General features: G+C 58.8%; 14 protein-coding genes. 8 read left to right on the top strand and 6 right to left on the bottom strand.

Features of this window, described 5'->3' with window-relative positions; translation table 11 throughout:
• Nucleotides 1-205: 205 nt before the first annotated feature.
• From WCG50_RS12490 to WCG50_RS12470, 5 genes are all read right to left on the bottom strand, one after another.
• A complete protein-coding gene (locus WCG50_RS12490) occupies nucleotides 206-1,141 on the bottom strand; it encodes an alpha/beta hydrolase (protein ID WP_336899932.1) in 936 nt (311 codons plus the stop codon).
• Between the two features lie 147 nt (nucleotides 1,142-1,288).
• Nucleotides 1,289-1,720, bottom strand: coding sequence for a MarR family transcriptional regulator (locus WCG50_RS12485; protein ID WP_336899931.1), 432 nt, complete (start codon nucleotides 1,718-1,720; stop codon nucleotides 1,289-1,291).
• Nucleotides 1,717-2,082 (bottom strand): GIY-YIG nuclease family protein, encoded by a 366-nt coding sequence (locus WCG50_RS12480; protein ID WP_336899930.1) that lies wholly within the window; start codon nucleotides 2,080-2,082, stop codon nucleotides 1,717-1,719. Before WCG50_RS12480 ends, WCG50_RS12485 begins: the two co-directional genes overlap by 4 nt.
• 26 nt (nucleotides 2,083-2,108) lie before the next feature.
• Nucleotides 2,109-2,747: a DUF2239 family protein gene (locus WCG50_RS12475; protein WP_336899929.1), complete on the bottom strand. Its 639-nt coding sequence runs from the start codon at nucleotides 2,745-2,747 to the stop codon at nucleotides 2,109-2,111.
• A gap of 865 nt (nucleotides 2,748-3,612) precedes the next feature.
• On the bottom strand, nucleotides 3,613-4,527 hold the full coding sequence (locus WCG50_RS12470) for a LysR family transcriptional regulator (RefSeq protein WP_336899928.1): 915 nt from the start codon (nucleotides 4,525-4,527) through the stop codon (nucleotides 3,613-3,615).
• Nucleotides 4,528-4,697: 170 nt separating this feature from the next.
• On the opposite strand from WCG50_RS12470, the gene WCG50_RS12465 reads away from it, so the two are divergent.
• Nucleotides 4,698-5,138 carry a hypothetical protein gene (locus WCG50_RS12465; RefSeq protein WP_336899927.1) on the top strand — a complete coding sequence of 147 codons (441 nt, stop codon included), beginning with the start codon at nucleotides 4,698-4,700 and terminating at the stop codon, nucleotides 5,136-5,138.
• An 86-nt stretch (nucleotides 5,139-5,224) separates the two neighbouring features.
• Here WCG50_RS12465 and WCG50_RS12460 read toward each other — a convergent pair whose 3' ends face one another.
• Nucleotides 5,225-6,157 carry a LysR family transcriptional regulator gene (locus tag WCG50_RS12460; RefSeq protein ID WP_336899934.1) on the bottom strand — a complete coding sequence of 311 codons (933 nt, stop codon included), beginning with the start codon at nucleotides 6,155-6,157 and terminating at the stop codon, nucleotides 5,225-5,227.
• A gap of 126 nt (nucleotides 6,158-6,283) precedes the next feature.
• Between WCG50_RS12460 and WCG50_RS12455 the strand changes: the two genes are divergently transcribed.
• The 7 genes from WCG50_RS12455 to WCG50_RS12425 form a co-directional block, all read left to right on the top strand.
• The gene (locus WCG50_RS12455; protein WP_336899926.1) at nucleotides 6,284-6,991 is read left to right on the top strand and encodes a class I SAM-dependent methyltransferase; all 708 of its coding nucleotides are present in this window, start codon (nucleotides 6,284-6,286) and stop codon (nucleotides 6,989-6,991) included.
• Between the two features lie 149 nt (nucleotides 6,992-7,140).
• A complete protein-coding gene (locus tag WCG50_RS12450; protein ID WP_336899933.1) occupies nucleotides 7,141-8,502 on the top strand; it encodes an MFS transporter in 1,362 nt (453 codons plus the stop codon).
• A complete protein-coding gene (locus tag WCG50_RS12445) occupies nucleotides 8,499-9,629 on the top strand; it encodes an efflux RND transporter periplasmic adaptor subunit (protein ID WP_336899925.1) in 1,131 nt (376 codons plus the stop codon). The genes WCG50_RS12450 and WCG50_RS12445 overlap by 4 nt, the downstream gene beginning before the upstream one ends.
• Nucleotides 9,630-9,644: 15 nt before the next feature.
• The gene (locus WCG50_RS12440; RefSeq protein ID WP_336899924.1) at nucleotides 9,645-12,797 is read left to right on the top strand and encodes a multidrug efflux RND transporter permease subunit; all 3,153 of its coding nucleotides are present in this window, start codon (nucleotides 9,645-9,647) and stop codon (nucleotides 12,795-12,797) included.
• Nucleotides 12,794-14,236: an efflux transporter outer membrane subunit gene (locus tag WCG50_RS12435; protein WP_336899923.1), complete on the top strand. Its 1,443-nt coding sequence runs from the start codon at nucleotides 12,794-12,796 to the stop codon at nucleotides 14,234-14,236. The genes WCG50_RS12440 and WCG50_RS12435 overlap by 4 nt, the downstream gene beginning before the upstream one ends.
• Nucleotides 14,233-15,033: a siderophore-interacting protein gene (locus WCG50_RS12430; RefSeq protein WP_336899922.1), complete on the top strand. Its 801-nt coding sequence runs from the start codon at nucleotides 14,233-14,235 to the stop codon at nucleotides 15,031-15,033. Before WCG50_RS12435 ends, WCG50_RS12430 begins: the two co-directional genes overlap by 4 nt.
• 49 nt (nucleotides 15,034-15,082) lie before the next feature.
• Nucleotides 15,083-15,407 (top strand): glutathione S-transferase N-terminal domain-containing protein (locus WCG50_RS12425; RefSeq protein ID WP_336899921.1); only part of this gene is annotated, 325 nt, incomplete at its 3' end.

Genomic DNA, 15,407 nt, shown 5'->3' with positions numbered 1-15,407 from the left:
TACAAATGGCAAGCTGTCATCCAAACTGCTGGCATCTACGACTCTAGAAGACCCAAAGCGGGTCTACAGAAATTCAAATTTCCTCCCCGATACCCGACATTAGCAACAGCGAACCGACGGTCTGCAAAGATGCATTGCTTTCGACCAAAGGGGCACCTGCAATCGGTTGTTACTCGTCCCCAATTCAGTAGCTCTTTTAACCAAATTAGGCAATAAAAGGTCTAGTAACGTCGGGGCGATTCGCAGGGTTGAACATGCGGCGTGCGTTATCTGCGATGACTCCGGCCACAAACCCAAACAGCGATGGTGGAAAATCATGGCCCATTCCCTCGACGATGAGTAGTTCGGCTCCTTTAATGTTGGCCGCCGTGTCCTTCCCCGCCTCCGGGGGAACGAGTGGGTCGTCTGACCCATGCAACACAAGGGTCGGAGCACTTATGTTGCTTAGTCGTGATCTTAAGTCACCCGTTGCTGCGATGGCGGCGATGTGCCGCCAAAACCCGCTTGGGTTGTATGCTCGGTTCACTTCGGCCAAGGCTTGATCTCGTTGAGCGGATTCGTCGAACGAATAGCCTCGTCCGGCAATCACTTGAGAAAAGGCAACGCAATGTGCGAGATAGCCCTGTTCGTCTTTTAAAGGATGTGGCGCGGGCGATGTCATCGCCGCCATCACTGCAGGGCTGGCCTGCGGCAGATCACGATTGCCAGTGCTCGACATAATGGAAACCAGAGATAGAACGCGTTCAGCATGCTCGCTGGCCAACAGTTGTGCAATCATGCCTCCCATGGATCGTCCAACCACGTGCGCTCGCTTGATCTTCAACGCATCAAGAAGTCCTGCAGCGTCCTTCGCCATATCGAAGAGCGTGTAGGGGACATTGGGCGCTTCGCCACGTGAAACTGCGTCGGCGATTGCAGCAAGATCTGGCATCGACGCGCTATTGAAGTGAGTTGAAAGGCCAGTATCGCGATTGTCAAAACGAATCACGCGGTAGCCTTGTTCTGCCAATATCTGGCAAAACGTTTCGCTCCAGCGAATCATCTGCGTACCCAGACCGGAAATCAGCAGAACAGCTTCCGCGTCGTTATTGCCAAAACAATCGTATTCAATTTCAATTCCGTTCCCTTTAATCTTGGGCATGGCGTGTGGTCCTTAAATGTTCTTGTGTCGCGCGCTTTTTGGGAGCACTTCGATATTTCGGCTGGCTGGATTCACTACAGCACAACGGATGCACCGCTAGGCTGTGCAAGTGGCCACGTACCAAAAAAATCGGCGCGATAGCGTTGCTCATGAGCGTTCTAAGGCTGGCCTGCATGCAAGCGTTACCAGTGCCGCGGAAACTGTCGCAACCACTGCGGGGGCGATTGATTCGACGGCTTCGGTGCAAATACTATCGGCGGTCTCGCGCGCGGCGTGCACCAGCGCACGCCCGGCTGGGCGAAGCACAGCCTGACGATCTCCATTCGCACCTTCACGCACCACGAGGCCTATCTTCTCAAGCAAGATCAACTGACGCAGCACAGCCGATTGAGGCTGACCCATCGGACGCACGAGTTCGGGAATGCTTACCCGACCACCGTCCGCTTGCGCAAGCAAATTCAGTAACGCAAAGTCGTTGAAACTGATGCCATGGTGTATGCCCAACTCGTCGTCAAGCTTGAGTTGCAGGCTGGCGTGGGCACGGTGTAGCGCCAAACAGAAGCCGAGATTCGTGTTCATCGAGGTTTGCTCCTGGGTTGGTCGTAGCCGAGTTCGCCGACACAAGGGATTTCCTGGCGCCACAGGCTAACCAACATTTCCAATTCCTGTGCGGCATTGAACGCTGGATCTTCGCTGGCTTTGACCATATCGAGCACCTCGAAGAGAAAGTTGGTCTCGTCATGCGCGACCCAGTCCTGCGCCAGCCTCGCATTGCGATGCAGTCCATGCTGCAGTTCAAATCGATGCCGGTTGAGTGTGCCCTGAACGTTCGAACTTCCGGCAACCAGGGCCCGGCCCGTGATCTGGTTTCGGATCGCATAGACACCGGCTCGGGTTTTCGTCTCCAGATACTGTCGTTTCAGCGTTTTTCTGTTTGTCATCATCAATCCTCTCTGTTCCAAATGAGTCACGGCGCAAGCGATGGCACTTCTGTCAGCGGCAGCGGGTATGCCAGGTACCTGACGTAATCGCGAACGTCGGACGGCCAAGCTTCGGTCAGTTGGCGGAACTTTGCCGCGTCGTTTGCGAACAGCGCCCGCGAGGCCTCTTCAAACCCAGCCATATCACCAGCCATGGTTGACATGAAGTGGTAAGCACATTCATTCGCCCGCCGTTGCCGGTCTCGGTCCACGTTGGCCCGGCGTGCGTCATCAATCAGTTTGCGCAAAGTCACCGATGCACCGCCTCGCTGTGCAGCCAACCAATCCCAGTGGCGCGGCAGTAGCGTGACTTCTCGCGCGACAACTCCAAGCTTTGGCCGGCCACGGCCCCGTGGCTCACCCGATTCCTCGGAATTGATCAGTGCCGATTCGTTTCCTTGAAGCTGACAGCCCTCTGGAGGCAGACGTGCCAACATGTCGGCATCGCTTCCTCGAGTGTCAATTTCGACAACTTGGCCAGTCTGGTCGCAGAATGTCAGCAGCAGACTGGATACGCCGGACGCCAGAGCGTGTTTCACAGCCAATGCGTTGACCTTCAAGCTGCCAGAGGAAATTCGCTTGTGGCCGTTGAAGCTGGTGTAGGAAGGTGTAGCGATATCAGTCACGATGAAATTGAGCTTGAATTGGATGAGCCAATAATACCCGGGTTAAATTGCTGTGTCAATAATACCCGGGTTAAATTTAAGCCATGATGCTTCTGTGACTGGCGCATCGGTATTGTCAGGGCCTTCCTTTCTTGCTCGACAACACCGAAGTGGATCACCTTCATGCGCCAATGAGGTTGGCGCCCATCGGAGGATTCCGCTTCACCCGTTGGCCAGTGTGTTAGGGCAGTCTTGCCGACTCCGTTGTGTCCGAAAAACTAATGTGTCGTAGATAGAGACCTCGTTGAGATAGGAGAACAGCGCTTTGCCACCGCACCTAATGTCACGAACGACTTCATTTCTGAAAGAAAATTGGCAACACCGAAAGGTGTCCCCGACGAAAGGCCGCAACCGTGGCGGGTTTACGTTTTTTGACATTCAGTTTAAAAAGTTGGCTTTGGAGAAAAGTGGCGGACTCTTGAAGACCCATACCCGAGGTTCATCGGAGCCGCATGAATCCCACCGAATGATGGAAAGCTGAGTCTCAATTTCGCTAGTAGCAGTCGCTCACGGCCAGTGCCAAAATCTTGGAAGCAGTCGACCAAACGAGTGAGCAGTTTTGTGCGCTGTGCGGCTACTGGGCCGCGATTCCGGTATTAGAGATTTTCGATTTGCCTGCTCATTAGCCGTTCGTGACTAGCTTGGTGCTGAAACACTGACATCGGCAGCGTCGCCATCCCGGGTTCTGGGCTGACATCGATTGGAACTTTCGATGGTATCGCCCGATTTCGTACCCGCTTTGAGCTGTTTACGGAAGTTCTATTTCTACCTAATCTTGCTCTGTTTGGTCATCAAGACCAACCTATCCATTGCTAACCAATTTAACTCAGATCGACTTTTCCCGGGAAGTCGTAACAGTGCATATGTCCAGAAGGCATCCCCGGAGCCAGCGGTGAGCCATATCAGAATCCATTCGTGGATGCCATAGCATTGAAACGGTGAGCTCTGGCGACGGTACGGGAAGTGTGAAACTAAACATTCCGCTGCGCAAGTTGCCTGTATGCTTCTCCGGAACAGTCGCAATCAAGTCGGTCGCCCGTGCAAAGGCCAGGGCGCCTGAAAATCCCCCCACAAAGGTAACAATCTCCCGCTCTAGTCCAAGCGGCTTCAATGCATCATCCAAAGGACCTCTATCGAGATTTCGGCGCGATACCAGCACATGTTGGCCAGATGCATAACGGGAAGCTGTGATCTCACCCTGGCTCAGTGCATGATCTTTTCGCACCACGCCTACGAATCGATCCCTAAACAACAGCCGGGTCCGAACCTCTGGCCCCGTCTGTTCACTGACCACGCCTGTTTCCAAATCAACGATTCCGTCGCGCAATGGTCCGCTGTCTTTGTCGAGCTTCTGCACGAAGCGTAGCCGGACCTGAGGCGCTTCCTCTCTCACCCGCGCAATCAGGGCGGGTCCGAAATTTTCCGTGAATCCATCGCTGACCCGCAGCGTGAACGTCCTTGCCAGTTGGCCCAAGTCGAGTTTCTCTGCGGGCCGCAAGACTGCCTGTGCGTCCTGCACGATCTGCCCCACCTGCTCGCGGAGCTTGATGGCGCGCGGCGTGGGAACCAGTCCACGCCCGGCCCTGACCAAGAGGGGGTCGCCCGTGGTATCACGCAGGCGGGCAAGAGACCGACTCATCGCCGACGGACTCAGATGCAGGCGTTCGGCAGCGCGCGCCACATTGCCCTCCGCCAGCAGCACATCCAGGGTCAGGAGCAAGTTCAGATCAGGTTTTGACATGCAGGAACGATAGCAACATCTTTGCCTCGTGGCGCAGCGTCAGCTGCACATACATAGTGCAGGCGATGCACATTGCGCCTTCGCGCTTCGATAGACAATCAAATGCACAATGCCGGCGAAAGTTTTGCTGGTGATGATGTTTTGATTACCGTATCGAAAGGGTGGATTTGATGAGAGTTGATGCAGGAACAAGCTTCCAATATGCGAGCCAGCGCCCGCAGGCTTCGGCCGCCGACCGTTCGGCCACGTCCTTTTCGGCTGCACTTACGACGACCCAGACTGACAGCACGAAGCAGGCGGATTTCTCCAACATGACCCGCCATGACATGCGCGATTGGGTCAATACTCAGATTCGCAGCGGGGAAATGTCGCTCGATGACAGCAGGCCTTTCATGGCAATGACCATGAAAATCCCGGTCGGCGGTGGCCTCGGCGGTGAGCTTCCGGCTGAGAGCGACGGGACACGTTACGACTTCACACAAAAGGTCCGCGACGGCATCCAGGGCGCACTATCGCGCAATGACGAAACGTCCGTGAAGATACTGGAATCGGCCATGAAAATCATCCAAAGGTATCAGGGACAGACCATCGGCCTTAACGTTCGGGCCTAAAACACAAATGGCCGACTCATGAACCATGGAGTTGGGGTTGCCCCGGTTCATAGCCAGACTGAAGGTCGTTAGGTCTTGTCCTGCGATCACTCTTTGACAAGCTCCTCCGGACTAGCGGAATCGCCGTGGTGCGCTGCACAGATGTCATGCAGGCAGCCCCGAATCCAACGATGGGCGGCATCCCCATCCATACGTGGGTGCCAGAGCATGGAAATCGTGATCTCCGGCGTGTTGACTGGTAGCGGGAAGCTGAACATACCAGCCCGCAAATTCCGGGTGTGTCGTCCCGGAACACTGGCGATCATGTCGGAGGCCCTGGCCAGGCTGAGCGCGGTCGAAAAGCCAGCGACCACCGTGACGATCTTTCTCACCAACCCCAATTCGCTCAGAGCTTCATCAATGGGTCCTTTGTCCAGTCCCTGTCGCGAGACGGAAATGTGCTGACCGTCTGCGTAGCGTTCAGGCGTGATGGCACCTTGACTGAGTGAGTGCCCGGCTCTAACGACACCGATACTGCGGTCTCTGAACAGGGCCTGCACACGCAACTCAGGAGCGGTGGTCCTTTCAACAATCCCGGTTTCCAGATCGACGAGCCCTTCGCGAAGTGGGGCGCTGTCCTTGTTCGGCTTTTGCACGAAAAACAGTCGCACGCCAGGCGCCTTCTCGGCCACGCGCGCGATCAACTCTGGTCCAAAATTCTCCACAAACCCTTCGCTTGACCGTAGCGTAAACGTCCGGACCAAGTCTTTGAAGTTGAGCTGTTCCTCGGGACGCAAAACCTCAGTTGCCTCCTGCACGATACGTCCAACCTGATCACGTAGCTTGAGGGCGCGGGGCGTAGGAACAAGTCCGCGTCCGGCACGCACCAACAACGGGTCACCCATTGCATCACGCAATCGCGTCAACGAACGGCTCATCGCCGAGGGACTCAAATGCAACCTGTTGGCCGCGCGCGACACATTGCCTTCTGCCAGCAGCACATCGAGGGTAATGAGCAAATTCAGATCAGGGAGTGACATGCTATGAACCATAGCATTTTTTTGCTGATAAGGCGTCAGGTGCAGTACCTAAGTGCAAACAGAGCGCCTTCCGCCTTGCCATGCGGATCCCTACGATCCTGACATCTACATCTCAGGAGCAGCAATATGCAATCTACATCGCAGGCAACCACAGCAGCGAGCATTCAACAAGGCAGTATCAAGCAGGAGCAAGGCCAATTCACCGTAGGCGGCTCTGCTTCTCGCACCATGGAACGCGATGACTGGAACCAGCGCTACGCAGCAGAGGAACTAATCTGGACGGCCAAGGCAAACCGCTTCCTGGTGGAAGAGACCGCCCATCTCGCGCCCGGCAGCGCCCTGGATATGGCCACAGGCGAAGGACGCAACGCCGTTTGGCTGGCGGAGCAGGGCTGGATCGTCAGTGCCGTCGACTTTTCGGACGTGGCCATTGCGAAGGCGCGGCGATTGGCCTTGGTGCGCAACGTGCACGAGGCCATCGACTTCCGCGAAGCTGACCTGCGCACATACGCGTTGGATTTCCACCGCTTTGATCTGGTCGCCCTGATCTACCTACAGATTCCACAGGCCGAGTTTCTGCCGATTCTGTTGCGAGCCGCGCGCGCAGTGGCGCCTGGTGGTACGTTCTTGTTGGTCGGTCATGACTCCGAGAACCTGTTGCACGGTTATGGCGGTCCGCAGCGGGCCGACATGCTGTACACGGCAGAGCAGGTGGTCGCCGCTCTGGGTAATGAACTCGAGATTGAAAAGGCGGTGCGGGTCGAACGGCCGGTGGAAACACCCGATGGCACGCGGGTCGCGCTGGACTGTCTGGTGCGAGCCAAGCGTCTGTAAGCCATGGCATCTGTTCACCGTTGCAAACGGTCACCCCCCCAAGGAGAAAAATTTTGAAAATAAATCGTAATACCAGCGCAGGCGCTGCGCCCGACAGTGCACAGAAGGAGCCTGCCTTTCGATGGGCGTTGATTAGCCTGTCCATGTCGATGTTGCTGTCATCGCTGGGCACCAGTATCGCCAATGTGGCTCTGCCAACCCTGGCCAAGGCGTTTAACGTGAGCTTTCAGGACGTCCAGTGGGTCGTCCTGGCCTATTTGCTTGCTATCACCACACTCATCGTCAGCGTCGGAAAGCTTGGCGACACCTTCGGACGCAGGCGCTTACTGCTCACAGGGATCGTGCTGTTTACTGTGGCCTCTATTCTGTGTGGCGCTGCTCCCTCGCTTGCCTGGCTGATTGCAGCGCGTGCACTGCAGGGACTAGGCGCGGCCATCATGATGGCACTCACCATGGCGATGGTGGGCGAGGCTGTGCCAAAGGACAAGACCGGCAGCGCGATGGGACTGCTGGGGACCATGTCGGCCATTGGCACTGCCCTGGGGCCCACGCTTGGCGGATTGCTTATTGCCGCCCTTCATTGGCAAGCCATTTTTCTGGTCAACGTGCCGTTGGGCATAGTGACCTTTGTCCTCGCTTACCGCTCTCTCCCGCAAGATCGCCAGTCTGCCAAAGGCGACAGGCCCCGCTTCGACAGCCTGGGCACCCTGCTGCTCGCTCTGACACTTGCAGCGTATGCGCTTGCCATGACCCTGGGCCGAGGTCATTTCGGACAACTCAACATCGCGCTGTTGCTCGCCGCTGTAATAGGTGGCGGCCTGTTTCTCTTGGTAGAGACAAGGGCTGCATCCCCTTTGGTCCGTTTGTCCATGTTCCGCAGCCCGGTTCTGAGTGCAGGCTTTGTGATGAGCGCGCTGGTCACCACGGTGGTGATGGCCACGCTGGTGGTAGGCCCGTTCTACCTCTCCGGCGCGCTCGGGCTCGATGCGGCCCGTGTCGGACTGGTGATGTCCTCCGGCCCCATTGTGGCGGCCCTCACCGGCGCGCCGGCCGGCCGCTTCGTGGACCGGTTTGGCGCCTACCGTATGGGAACCTTCGGTTTGCTGGCTATGGCGCTGGGTGCCATTGTGTTGCCCCTGTTGCCCACCAGTTTGGGAATCCCGGGCTATATCGTTCCACTGTCCGTGATCACCGCTGGCTATGCGCTGTTCCAGGCTGCCAACAACACCGCGGTCATGACCGATATTCGCGCCGATCAACGCGGCGTTATTTCCGGCTTGCTGAGCCTGTCGCGTAATTTGGGGCTCATTACCGGTGCTTCCGCCATGGGGGCCGTGTTCGCCTTCGGATCCGCTGTCAGTGACATCACCACCGCCCATGCAGAAGCAGTTGCCTCCGGCATGCGGCTGACCTTCACCGTGGCCGCAGCCTTGATTCTTCTCGCCCTCGCAGTCTCGCTTGCCAGCCGGGCGCGCACAAAACCTCTCCTGTCCTCCAAAGAGACCCCATGAAAATTATTCCTCCTTACTCTCCCGTGCTGATTCTGGCGGTACTCGCCTCGATAGCACTGGTCTCTGGTTGCACCAAGACTGCAACAACCACGGCGGCGGCAGTCCCGCCCATGCCCACCGTAACGGTGGCGCATCCCGAGAAGTCCGTCGTGCAAGACGCCATGGACTACACAGGACGCATTGAGTCGGCACACTCGGTTGAAGTGCGTTCGCGCGTCTCTGGCTACCTGGAGGCCATCAAGTTTCGCGATGGCCAGCAGGTCAAAGCCGGTGATCCACTTTTCATCATTGACCCGCGCCCTTTCCTAGCCACGCGGGACCGAGCCCAGGCCGCACTGTCCCAGGCTATGGCGCGCCAGAAGCTCGCAAGCGCACAATTCGCCCGTCTTTCCCGGATCCATGAGTCGGGTGCCTCCAGCACCGAAGAGCTTGATCGTGCGCGCGGCGAATTCGAGAGCGCCCAAGCCGCCGTCCTGGCGAGTGAGGCAGACATGCGCAGTGCAGAACTTGAGTTGTCATTCACGACGGTTCGAGCCGCACTGTCTGGGAAGATTTCAGACCACCGCCTGGACGTCGGCAACTACATTGCGGGCGGCACTGCACAGGGTGGAGTGCTGACCACCATCGTGGCGCAAAGCCCGGTTCGCGCTGTCGTGGAGGTGTCGGAGGTCGATTTTCAACGCCTTCGGCAACAGAAGAAGTTTCCCGAACGGGTTCAGTTGCGGGTTGATGGCGTGGTGGGTACCCAGTCGGTACCGCTTGATTTTGTGGACAACGAGATCAGTACACGATCAGGCACCGTGCGCTTGCACGCCACAATGGGCAACGCCGATCAGGCCGTAGTGCCCGGAAATTTCGCGCATGTGCGTATCCCTGTGGGCACGCCGCAAGAGAGGCTGCTGGTCCCTGATGCCATCGTGCAAAGCGACCAGACCAAAAAGATGGTGCTGGTGGTGGATGCCAACGGCAAAGTGATGGCCAAGCGTGTTGAAGTGGGCAGTCTGGTCGACAACAAGCGCGTGGTGTTGGCGGGATTGATTGCGGAAGACCGCGTCATCGTCTCGGGCGCGCAGCGCGTTCGTCCCGGAGACAGTGTGCAAGTCGCCAAACCGGCCAATGGCGGATAAGAAAGAGACAAACGCATGCGCTTTTCACACTTCTTCGTCAGAAGACCCATTTTCGCGATTGTCCTGTCTATCCTGTTGACACTTGTCGGTACGGTAGCAGCGCTCAAGCTGCCCATATCGGAATTCCCGGAAATCGTTCCCCCCACGGTCACCGTCAAAGCGAACTATCCGGGAGCCTCGGCCCAGGAAATCGCCGAGACGGTTGCCGCCCCGATCGAGCAGGAGCTCAACGGCGTCGATGGCATGCTGTACCTCTCATCCCAGTCGGTCGGCGATGGCAAGTTGGCTATCAGCGTCGTCTTCAAGCCGGGCACCAATGTCGATGAGGCTCAATCCCTGGTACAGAATCGGGTCTCCATTGCAGAGTCTCGTCTGCCCGAAGAGGTGCGTCGTCTGGGGGTTTCCATCAAGAAGGCCTCACCCGACCAGCTGATGGTGGTGATGTTTGTGTCACCCAAAGGAACGCACGACCAACAGTACATCTCCAACTTTGTCAGCGGCAAGGTCAAGGACTCCCTGTCCCGGCTGGAGGGTGTGGGTGACATCTACACCCGTGGCGCCCGGGACTTCTCCATGCGCATATGGCTGGATCCGACCCGCGTTGCGTCCCTGGGGCTTACGGCACCCGAGGTGATTGCGGCTGTGCGCCGCGCCAATGTGCAGGTCGCAGCCGGTGTGCTGAACCAGCCTCCCGCGGGCAGTGATGGTGCCTACCAGGTGCAGGTCCAGGCACAAGGTCGATTGCACGACGTGGAAGAATTCAAGTCGATTGTGGTGGCCACAGCGGCCAACGGCGGCATGGTGCGCTTGCGGGATGTTGCCCGCGTGGAGATGGGGGCGCAGGACTACACAGAAAGCGGCTTTGTCGACGACCAGAACGCGGTCGCCTTCAGCATCAGCCAGAAGCCCGGATCGAACGCTTTGGCCACTGCGGACCAAATACTCGCCCAACTGGAAAAGCTGAAGACCGAGTTCCCTGAGGATTTGGCCTTCCACGCCTACTACAACCCGACCGAATTCATCCGCGCGTCCATCGACAAAGTCAAAGACACGATATTTGAAGCCGCGGTTCTGGTGAGCATTGCCGTGCTGCTCTTTCTCGGCTCCTGGCGTGCTGCCGTGATACCCATTCTGGCAATCCCGGTCTCTCTGGTTGGCACCTTTGCGGTCATGGCCGGACTCGGCTATTCACTCAACACCCTCTCGCTCTTTGGTCTAGTGCTGGCGATCGGTATCGTGGTGGACGATGCCATTGTTGTCGTCGAGAACGTGGAGCGCCATATTGAGGAAGGGCTCAGCCCCGCCGAGGCCGCCTGCCGTGGCATGAGTGAGGTGGGATTCGCACTCATTGCCATTGCCCTGGTGCTGGTCGCAGTGTTCGTCCCCACCGCATTTATCGATGGCATCTCAGGAATGTTCTACCGGCAATTTGCCGTCACCATTGCGGCCTCTACCGTGATCTCTGCCCTGGTTTCCTTAACACTGTCGCCAGCACTGGCAGCCATGCTGCTCAAGCCCAAACAGGCGATTCACCAACAGGGTCTGGGTGGCAAATGGACAGAGGCCTTCAACCGGACGTTTGGCCGCCTGTCGGGCCGCTATGTTCAGTTGACGGGCTTCACCCTGTCACGCCGCTGGCTCATGGTGCCCTTGTACCTAGGCCTGGTCGGACTGACGGCCTGGCGCCTAGCCGTCACGCCCACCGGCTTTGTACCGCAGCTTGATCGTGGTTATGCCATCGTATCGATCCAGTTGCCACCGGGCTCAACGCTGGAGCGCACCACCGAAGTGGCGCATGAAGCCGCACAGCGCCTGCTCAAGCAAGCGGGCGTGGCACATACGGCAGCTTTTGCCGGGACCGACGGTGCTACCTTCACGTCCTCACCAAATGCCGCCGTCATTTTTACGATATTCAAAGACTTCAAGGATCGAGCCAAAGACCAACTCGATGGCCCGGCGATGCTGGCCGCCATGCGCAAAACCCTGGCACCCATCAGCAATGCACGGGTGATGGTGATACCGCCACCTGCGGTGCGCGGTATCGGTACCGGTGGCGGATTCAAGCTGCAAATTCGTGATATCCGCGGGCAGGGTCCGCAAGCTCTGCAGACGGTTGCCCGTGACATCGCAGACAAAGCATCCAAGTTGCCATCGGTTGCAGGAGCCTTTACTCCCTTCAACGCCATGACGCCGCAAATCAAGGTGGACGTGGACCGCAGCAAGTCCGCATTGCTGGGCGTCAGCCCGGACAGGGTGAGTGAGGCTTTGCAAAGCTATATGGGCTCCGTGTTCGTCAACGACATGAACCTGATGGGCCGCGTATGGCGTGTCACCGCCCAGGCCGATGCACCCTTTCGCCGCAACCAGGACGACCTGGCGGGCTTGCAGATCCGCTCCAGCAACGGCGCCATGGTTCCCCTGGGCAGTCTGGCAAGCTTTCAGCAAACCACCGCACCCTACCGTGTGCCACGCTACAACCTCTACCCCACGGCAGAGGTTCAGGGCGGCACCAAGCCGGGATTTTCAACTGGCGAGACCATCGCTGCCATGGAGTCCATGCTGGACGCGCAGATGCCCGTTGGCTTCGACTACGAGTGGACAGAGCTTGCGCTGCAGGAGAAGCAGGCCGGCAGCAGTACATGGGTTGCACTGACACTTGCCGTGCTGTTCGTCTATTTGCTGCTGGCCGCGCTGTTCGAGAGCTGGTGGTTGCCACTGTCCGTGGTGTTGATTGTTCCGATGTGCATCCTGGCCGCGCTGGCGGGTGTCACCTGGCGTGGACTGGACAACAATGTGCTGACACAGATTGGCATTGTGGTGCTCATCGGACTTGCCGCAAAGAATGCCATCCTGATTGTCGAGTTTGCCCGCCAGGCGCATGCCGAGGGTGCAACGCCGCGTGAAGCGGCCATCGCCGCTGCGCGCTCCCGGCTGCGGCCCATACTGATGACGTCTTTGGCCTTCCTGATGGGCTCATTGCCGCTGGTCTTTTCCACCGGACCAGGGGCTGAAATGCGCCAGTCCGTTGGCACTGCCGTCTTCTTTGGAATGATTGGCGTCACGCTCTTCGGTCTCCTCTTCACCCCCCTGTTCTTTACCCTGCTCACGCGAAAGAGCGGCCACGCGACTGCCAAAACATCGGCGCAAACTGCGGGAGCACAAGCATGAAAACACCGGCAATACCTAACCTTGCTACGCGCTGGTCCGTTCTGTTGACCGCAATCCTTCTTGGCGCGTGTTCCAGCACCGCTCCTTACCAGGCGCCCGATTTGCAGTCTGATCATCTGACGACCTTGCCTTCGGCGAGTGCGGTAGAGGCGCTGGCGTCCGACACGTCCCTGGCACTGTGGTGGACCCAACTGGGCGATGAGCAACTGGATGCATTAGTGCAACTGGCCTGGAAAAACAACTATGACCTGCGGGCCAGTGTGGCCCGGCTTGCATCTTCGCGCGAGCAAGTGCAGGCAGCGCAGGGCGCCCGCTTGCCTGGCGTCACACTGGGTGCGGAGGCCAGCCATGTGCGACTCGCTGCGGTTGAAAGTCGCAGCGGTGTAGCCAGCATCGCGGACCCCGTGCAATGGCAGGCCTCGATGGCGTGGGAGTTGGACCTCTTCGGGCGTGTCAGCCACAGCATCGATGCCGCTCAATTCTCCGCAGACGAGCGTGCAGCTTTGAGTGACGACGTACGACGCGCGATATTGGCCCAAGTGGTTGAGTCCTATCTGGAGCTGCGCGGCGCCCAGATGTTGGCTGCGAACATTCGACAGCAGTTGGATGTGCAGGAAGAGACACTGACGCTGATTCGCGCGCGCGAACGTGCGGGTAGCGTTGCACCTGCAGAGCGCATTCGCTACGAGGGGCAACTCCGGCTGTTTGGTTCGCGTTTGCCGGGTTTGCATGCGCAAGAACGCACGGCCCGCAATCGCCTGGCGACCCTCACCGGGCAACGGTTGGATGCTCACATGCTGGCCCAGCTGGATCGACCTGTGCCGCTCCAGCTGCCAAAGGCACTGGTGACGGACGAGCCGGCGAGCTTGCTGCTGCGCCGTCCGGATGTCCGGGCCGCCGAGCGGGCCATGGCAGTGGCCGCAGCACGCGAAGGCATTGCACAGGCCGACCTCTTCCCCCGGGTGAGCCTGCTGTCCATGCTGGGCGGTGCGGGCATCGCGGGCGACTGGCTGGGCAGCGAGGCGGGCCGTTGGCGACTGGGTGCCGGCTTTTCCTTGCCCTTGTTGGATGGGGGTGCGCGGCGTGCACAAGTGCGCGCGGCGGGCGCAGACATGCAGGTGGCCAGTGCCAACTTCGACAAGGTCGTTGCGGTCGCCCTGGAAGAAACCGATTCCGCCCTCTCCAACTGGGCCCAGACGCGCAAGCGCAACGCAGACCTGAACACGGCCCACAACCTGACGCAAGAGAGTGCCCGTCTGACGCGCATCCGCTACCAGGAGGGCGCTGAAAGTCTGCTGGGCGTTTTGGAAGCGGATCGGGCAGCCCTGGCGGCCAACGAACAAGTGGTACTCGCCCAGCGGGATCTGGCCCTGGCCACGGCACGTTGCTACGTTGCCATGGCGGGTGGTCTGGACATCGCGCAGGTTGCCAAACCATGAATGCGCCTTTGCTGACCAGTGAATCCCTTGGGGGTGGTCGCACTGATTCGCCAACCACTGCGCCCGCGCAGCACGATGCCCGGACAAGACTGTCCGCTACCGTCTCTGCGCATGTGCAGATCCATGCCAGGCGCATCCGTATCACCTTCAGTGGCCCAGACGTGGCTGCCTTTGTCCGTAGCGATGCGGCACAAATGCCCGCAAACTGGATCAAGTTGTTCATGCCAACGCCAGCAGGGGGCAGTGTGGGGCGCGCCTACACCCTGCGAAACCTGGATCTGGCAGCGGGGACGTTTGCGCTTGACTTTGTCGTTCACAAGACGGGCGCGGCCTCGCGGTGGGCGCAGGCTGCACAAGTGGGTGATACGGTCACATTTGCAGGTCCGCGCGACGGCGGTTTCCACTTGCTTGCCCGTGCGCCGCGCTTGCTTTTGATCGGCGACGCCACCGCCCTGTCTGCTATCCAGGCCATCCTGAGCCATGTGCCTTCCGACCTGCCTGTTGAGGCACTGCTAGTGGTGGAACACCCAACGGAGCACGAAACACTGCTTGCAGGGCCCCATGTGCGCGTGCATTGGATACATTCCACCGAAGATGCCCCGGGCGAACCGGGTGCATTGGAAAACGCCTTCAACCAGCTGCCGGCTTCCTGGGACCCTTGCCAGGTTTGGATGGCCGGCGAGTCCGGCACTGTGTTGACTGCACGCAGACTACTGAGCAAAAGATGGGCGACGGAAGAAGCCCGGATCCATTCAAAAATCTACTGGAAGCGCGGAATCTCCCATTTCAGGACCTAGCTGCTGGCTCCAGCACTAGCTTGCCTTCCCCCACACCCATAAGGACACCATGACCGACCTGACGACCTTTCCCATCACCCAAAAGTGGCCCGCCACACGGCCTGACCAGATCCAGCTCTACTCCCTGCCCACGCCCAATGGTGTCAAGGTGTCCATCATGTTGGAAGAAACCGGGCTGCCGTATGAGGCGCATCTGGTGGACTTTGCGCGCCAGGACCAGTTCAGCGCGGAATTTCTCTCACTCAACCCGAACAACAAGATACCAGCCCTGCTGGACCCAAGCGGGCCAGGCGGCCGCTCGCTGGCCCTGTTTGAATCGGGCGCCATCCTGCTCTATCTGGCGGAGAAGACCGGGCAGTTGCTGCCCACCGACC

The organism is Rhodoferax sp., from assembly GCF_037143375.1.
GTDB lineage: Bacteria > Pseudomonadota > Gammaproteobacteria > Burkholderiales > Burkholderiaceae_C > Rhodoferax.
This window is presented reverse-complemented; position numbering and strand designations above follow the sequence as displayed.

Bases quoted from the DNA above. Each gene is read 5' to 3' on its own strand.
- WCG50_RS12490 (WP_336899932.1), bottom strand. From the start codon at position 1,141: ATGCCCAAGATTAAAGGGAACGGAATTGAAATTGAATACGATTGTTTT.
- WCG50_RS12485 (WP_336899931.1), bottom strand. From the start codon at position 1,720: ATGAACACGAATCTCGGCTTCTGTTTGGCGCTACACCGTGCCCACGCC.
- WCG50_RS12480 (WP_336899930.1), bottom strand. From the start codon at position 2,082: ATGACAAACAGAAAAACGCTGAAACGACAGTATCTGGAGACGAAAACC.
- WCG50_RS12470 (WP_336899928.1), bottom strand. From the start codon at position 4,527: ATGTCAAAACCTGATCTGAACTTGCTCCTGACCCTGGATGTGCTGCTG.
- WCG50_RS12465 (WP_336899927.1), top strand. From the start codon at position 4,698: ATGAGAGTTGATGCAGGAACAAGCTTCCAATATGCGAGCCAGCGCCCG.
- WCG50_RS12460 (WP_336899934.1), bottom strand. From the start codon at position 6,157: ATGTCACTCCCTGATCTGAATTTGCTCATTACCCTCGATGTGCTGCTG.
- WCG50_RS12455 (WP_336899926.1), top strand. From the start codon at position 6,284: ATGCAATCTACATCGCAGGCAACCACAGCAGCGAGCATTCAACAAGGC.
- WCG50_RS12450 (WP_336899933.1), top strand. From the start codon at position 7,141: ATGTTGCTGTCATCGCTGGGCACCAGTATCGCCAATGTGGCTCTGCCA.
- WCG50_RS12445 (WP_336899925.1), top strand. From the start codon at position 8,499: ATGAAAATTATTCCTCCTTACTCTCCCGTGCTGATTCTGGCGGTACTC.
- WCG50_RS12440 (WP_336899924.1), top strand. From the start codon at position 9,645: ATGCGCTTTTCACACTTCTTCGTCAGAAGACCCATTTTCGCGATTGTC.
- WCG50_RS12435 (WP_336899923.1), top strand. From the start codon at position 12,794: ATGAAAACACCGGCAATACCTAACCTTGCTACGCGCTGGTCCGTTCTG.
- WCG50_RS12430 (WP_336899922.1), top strand. From the start codon at position 14,233: ATGAATGCGCCTTTGCTGACCAGTGAATCCCTTGGGGGTGGTCGCACT.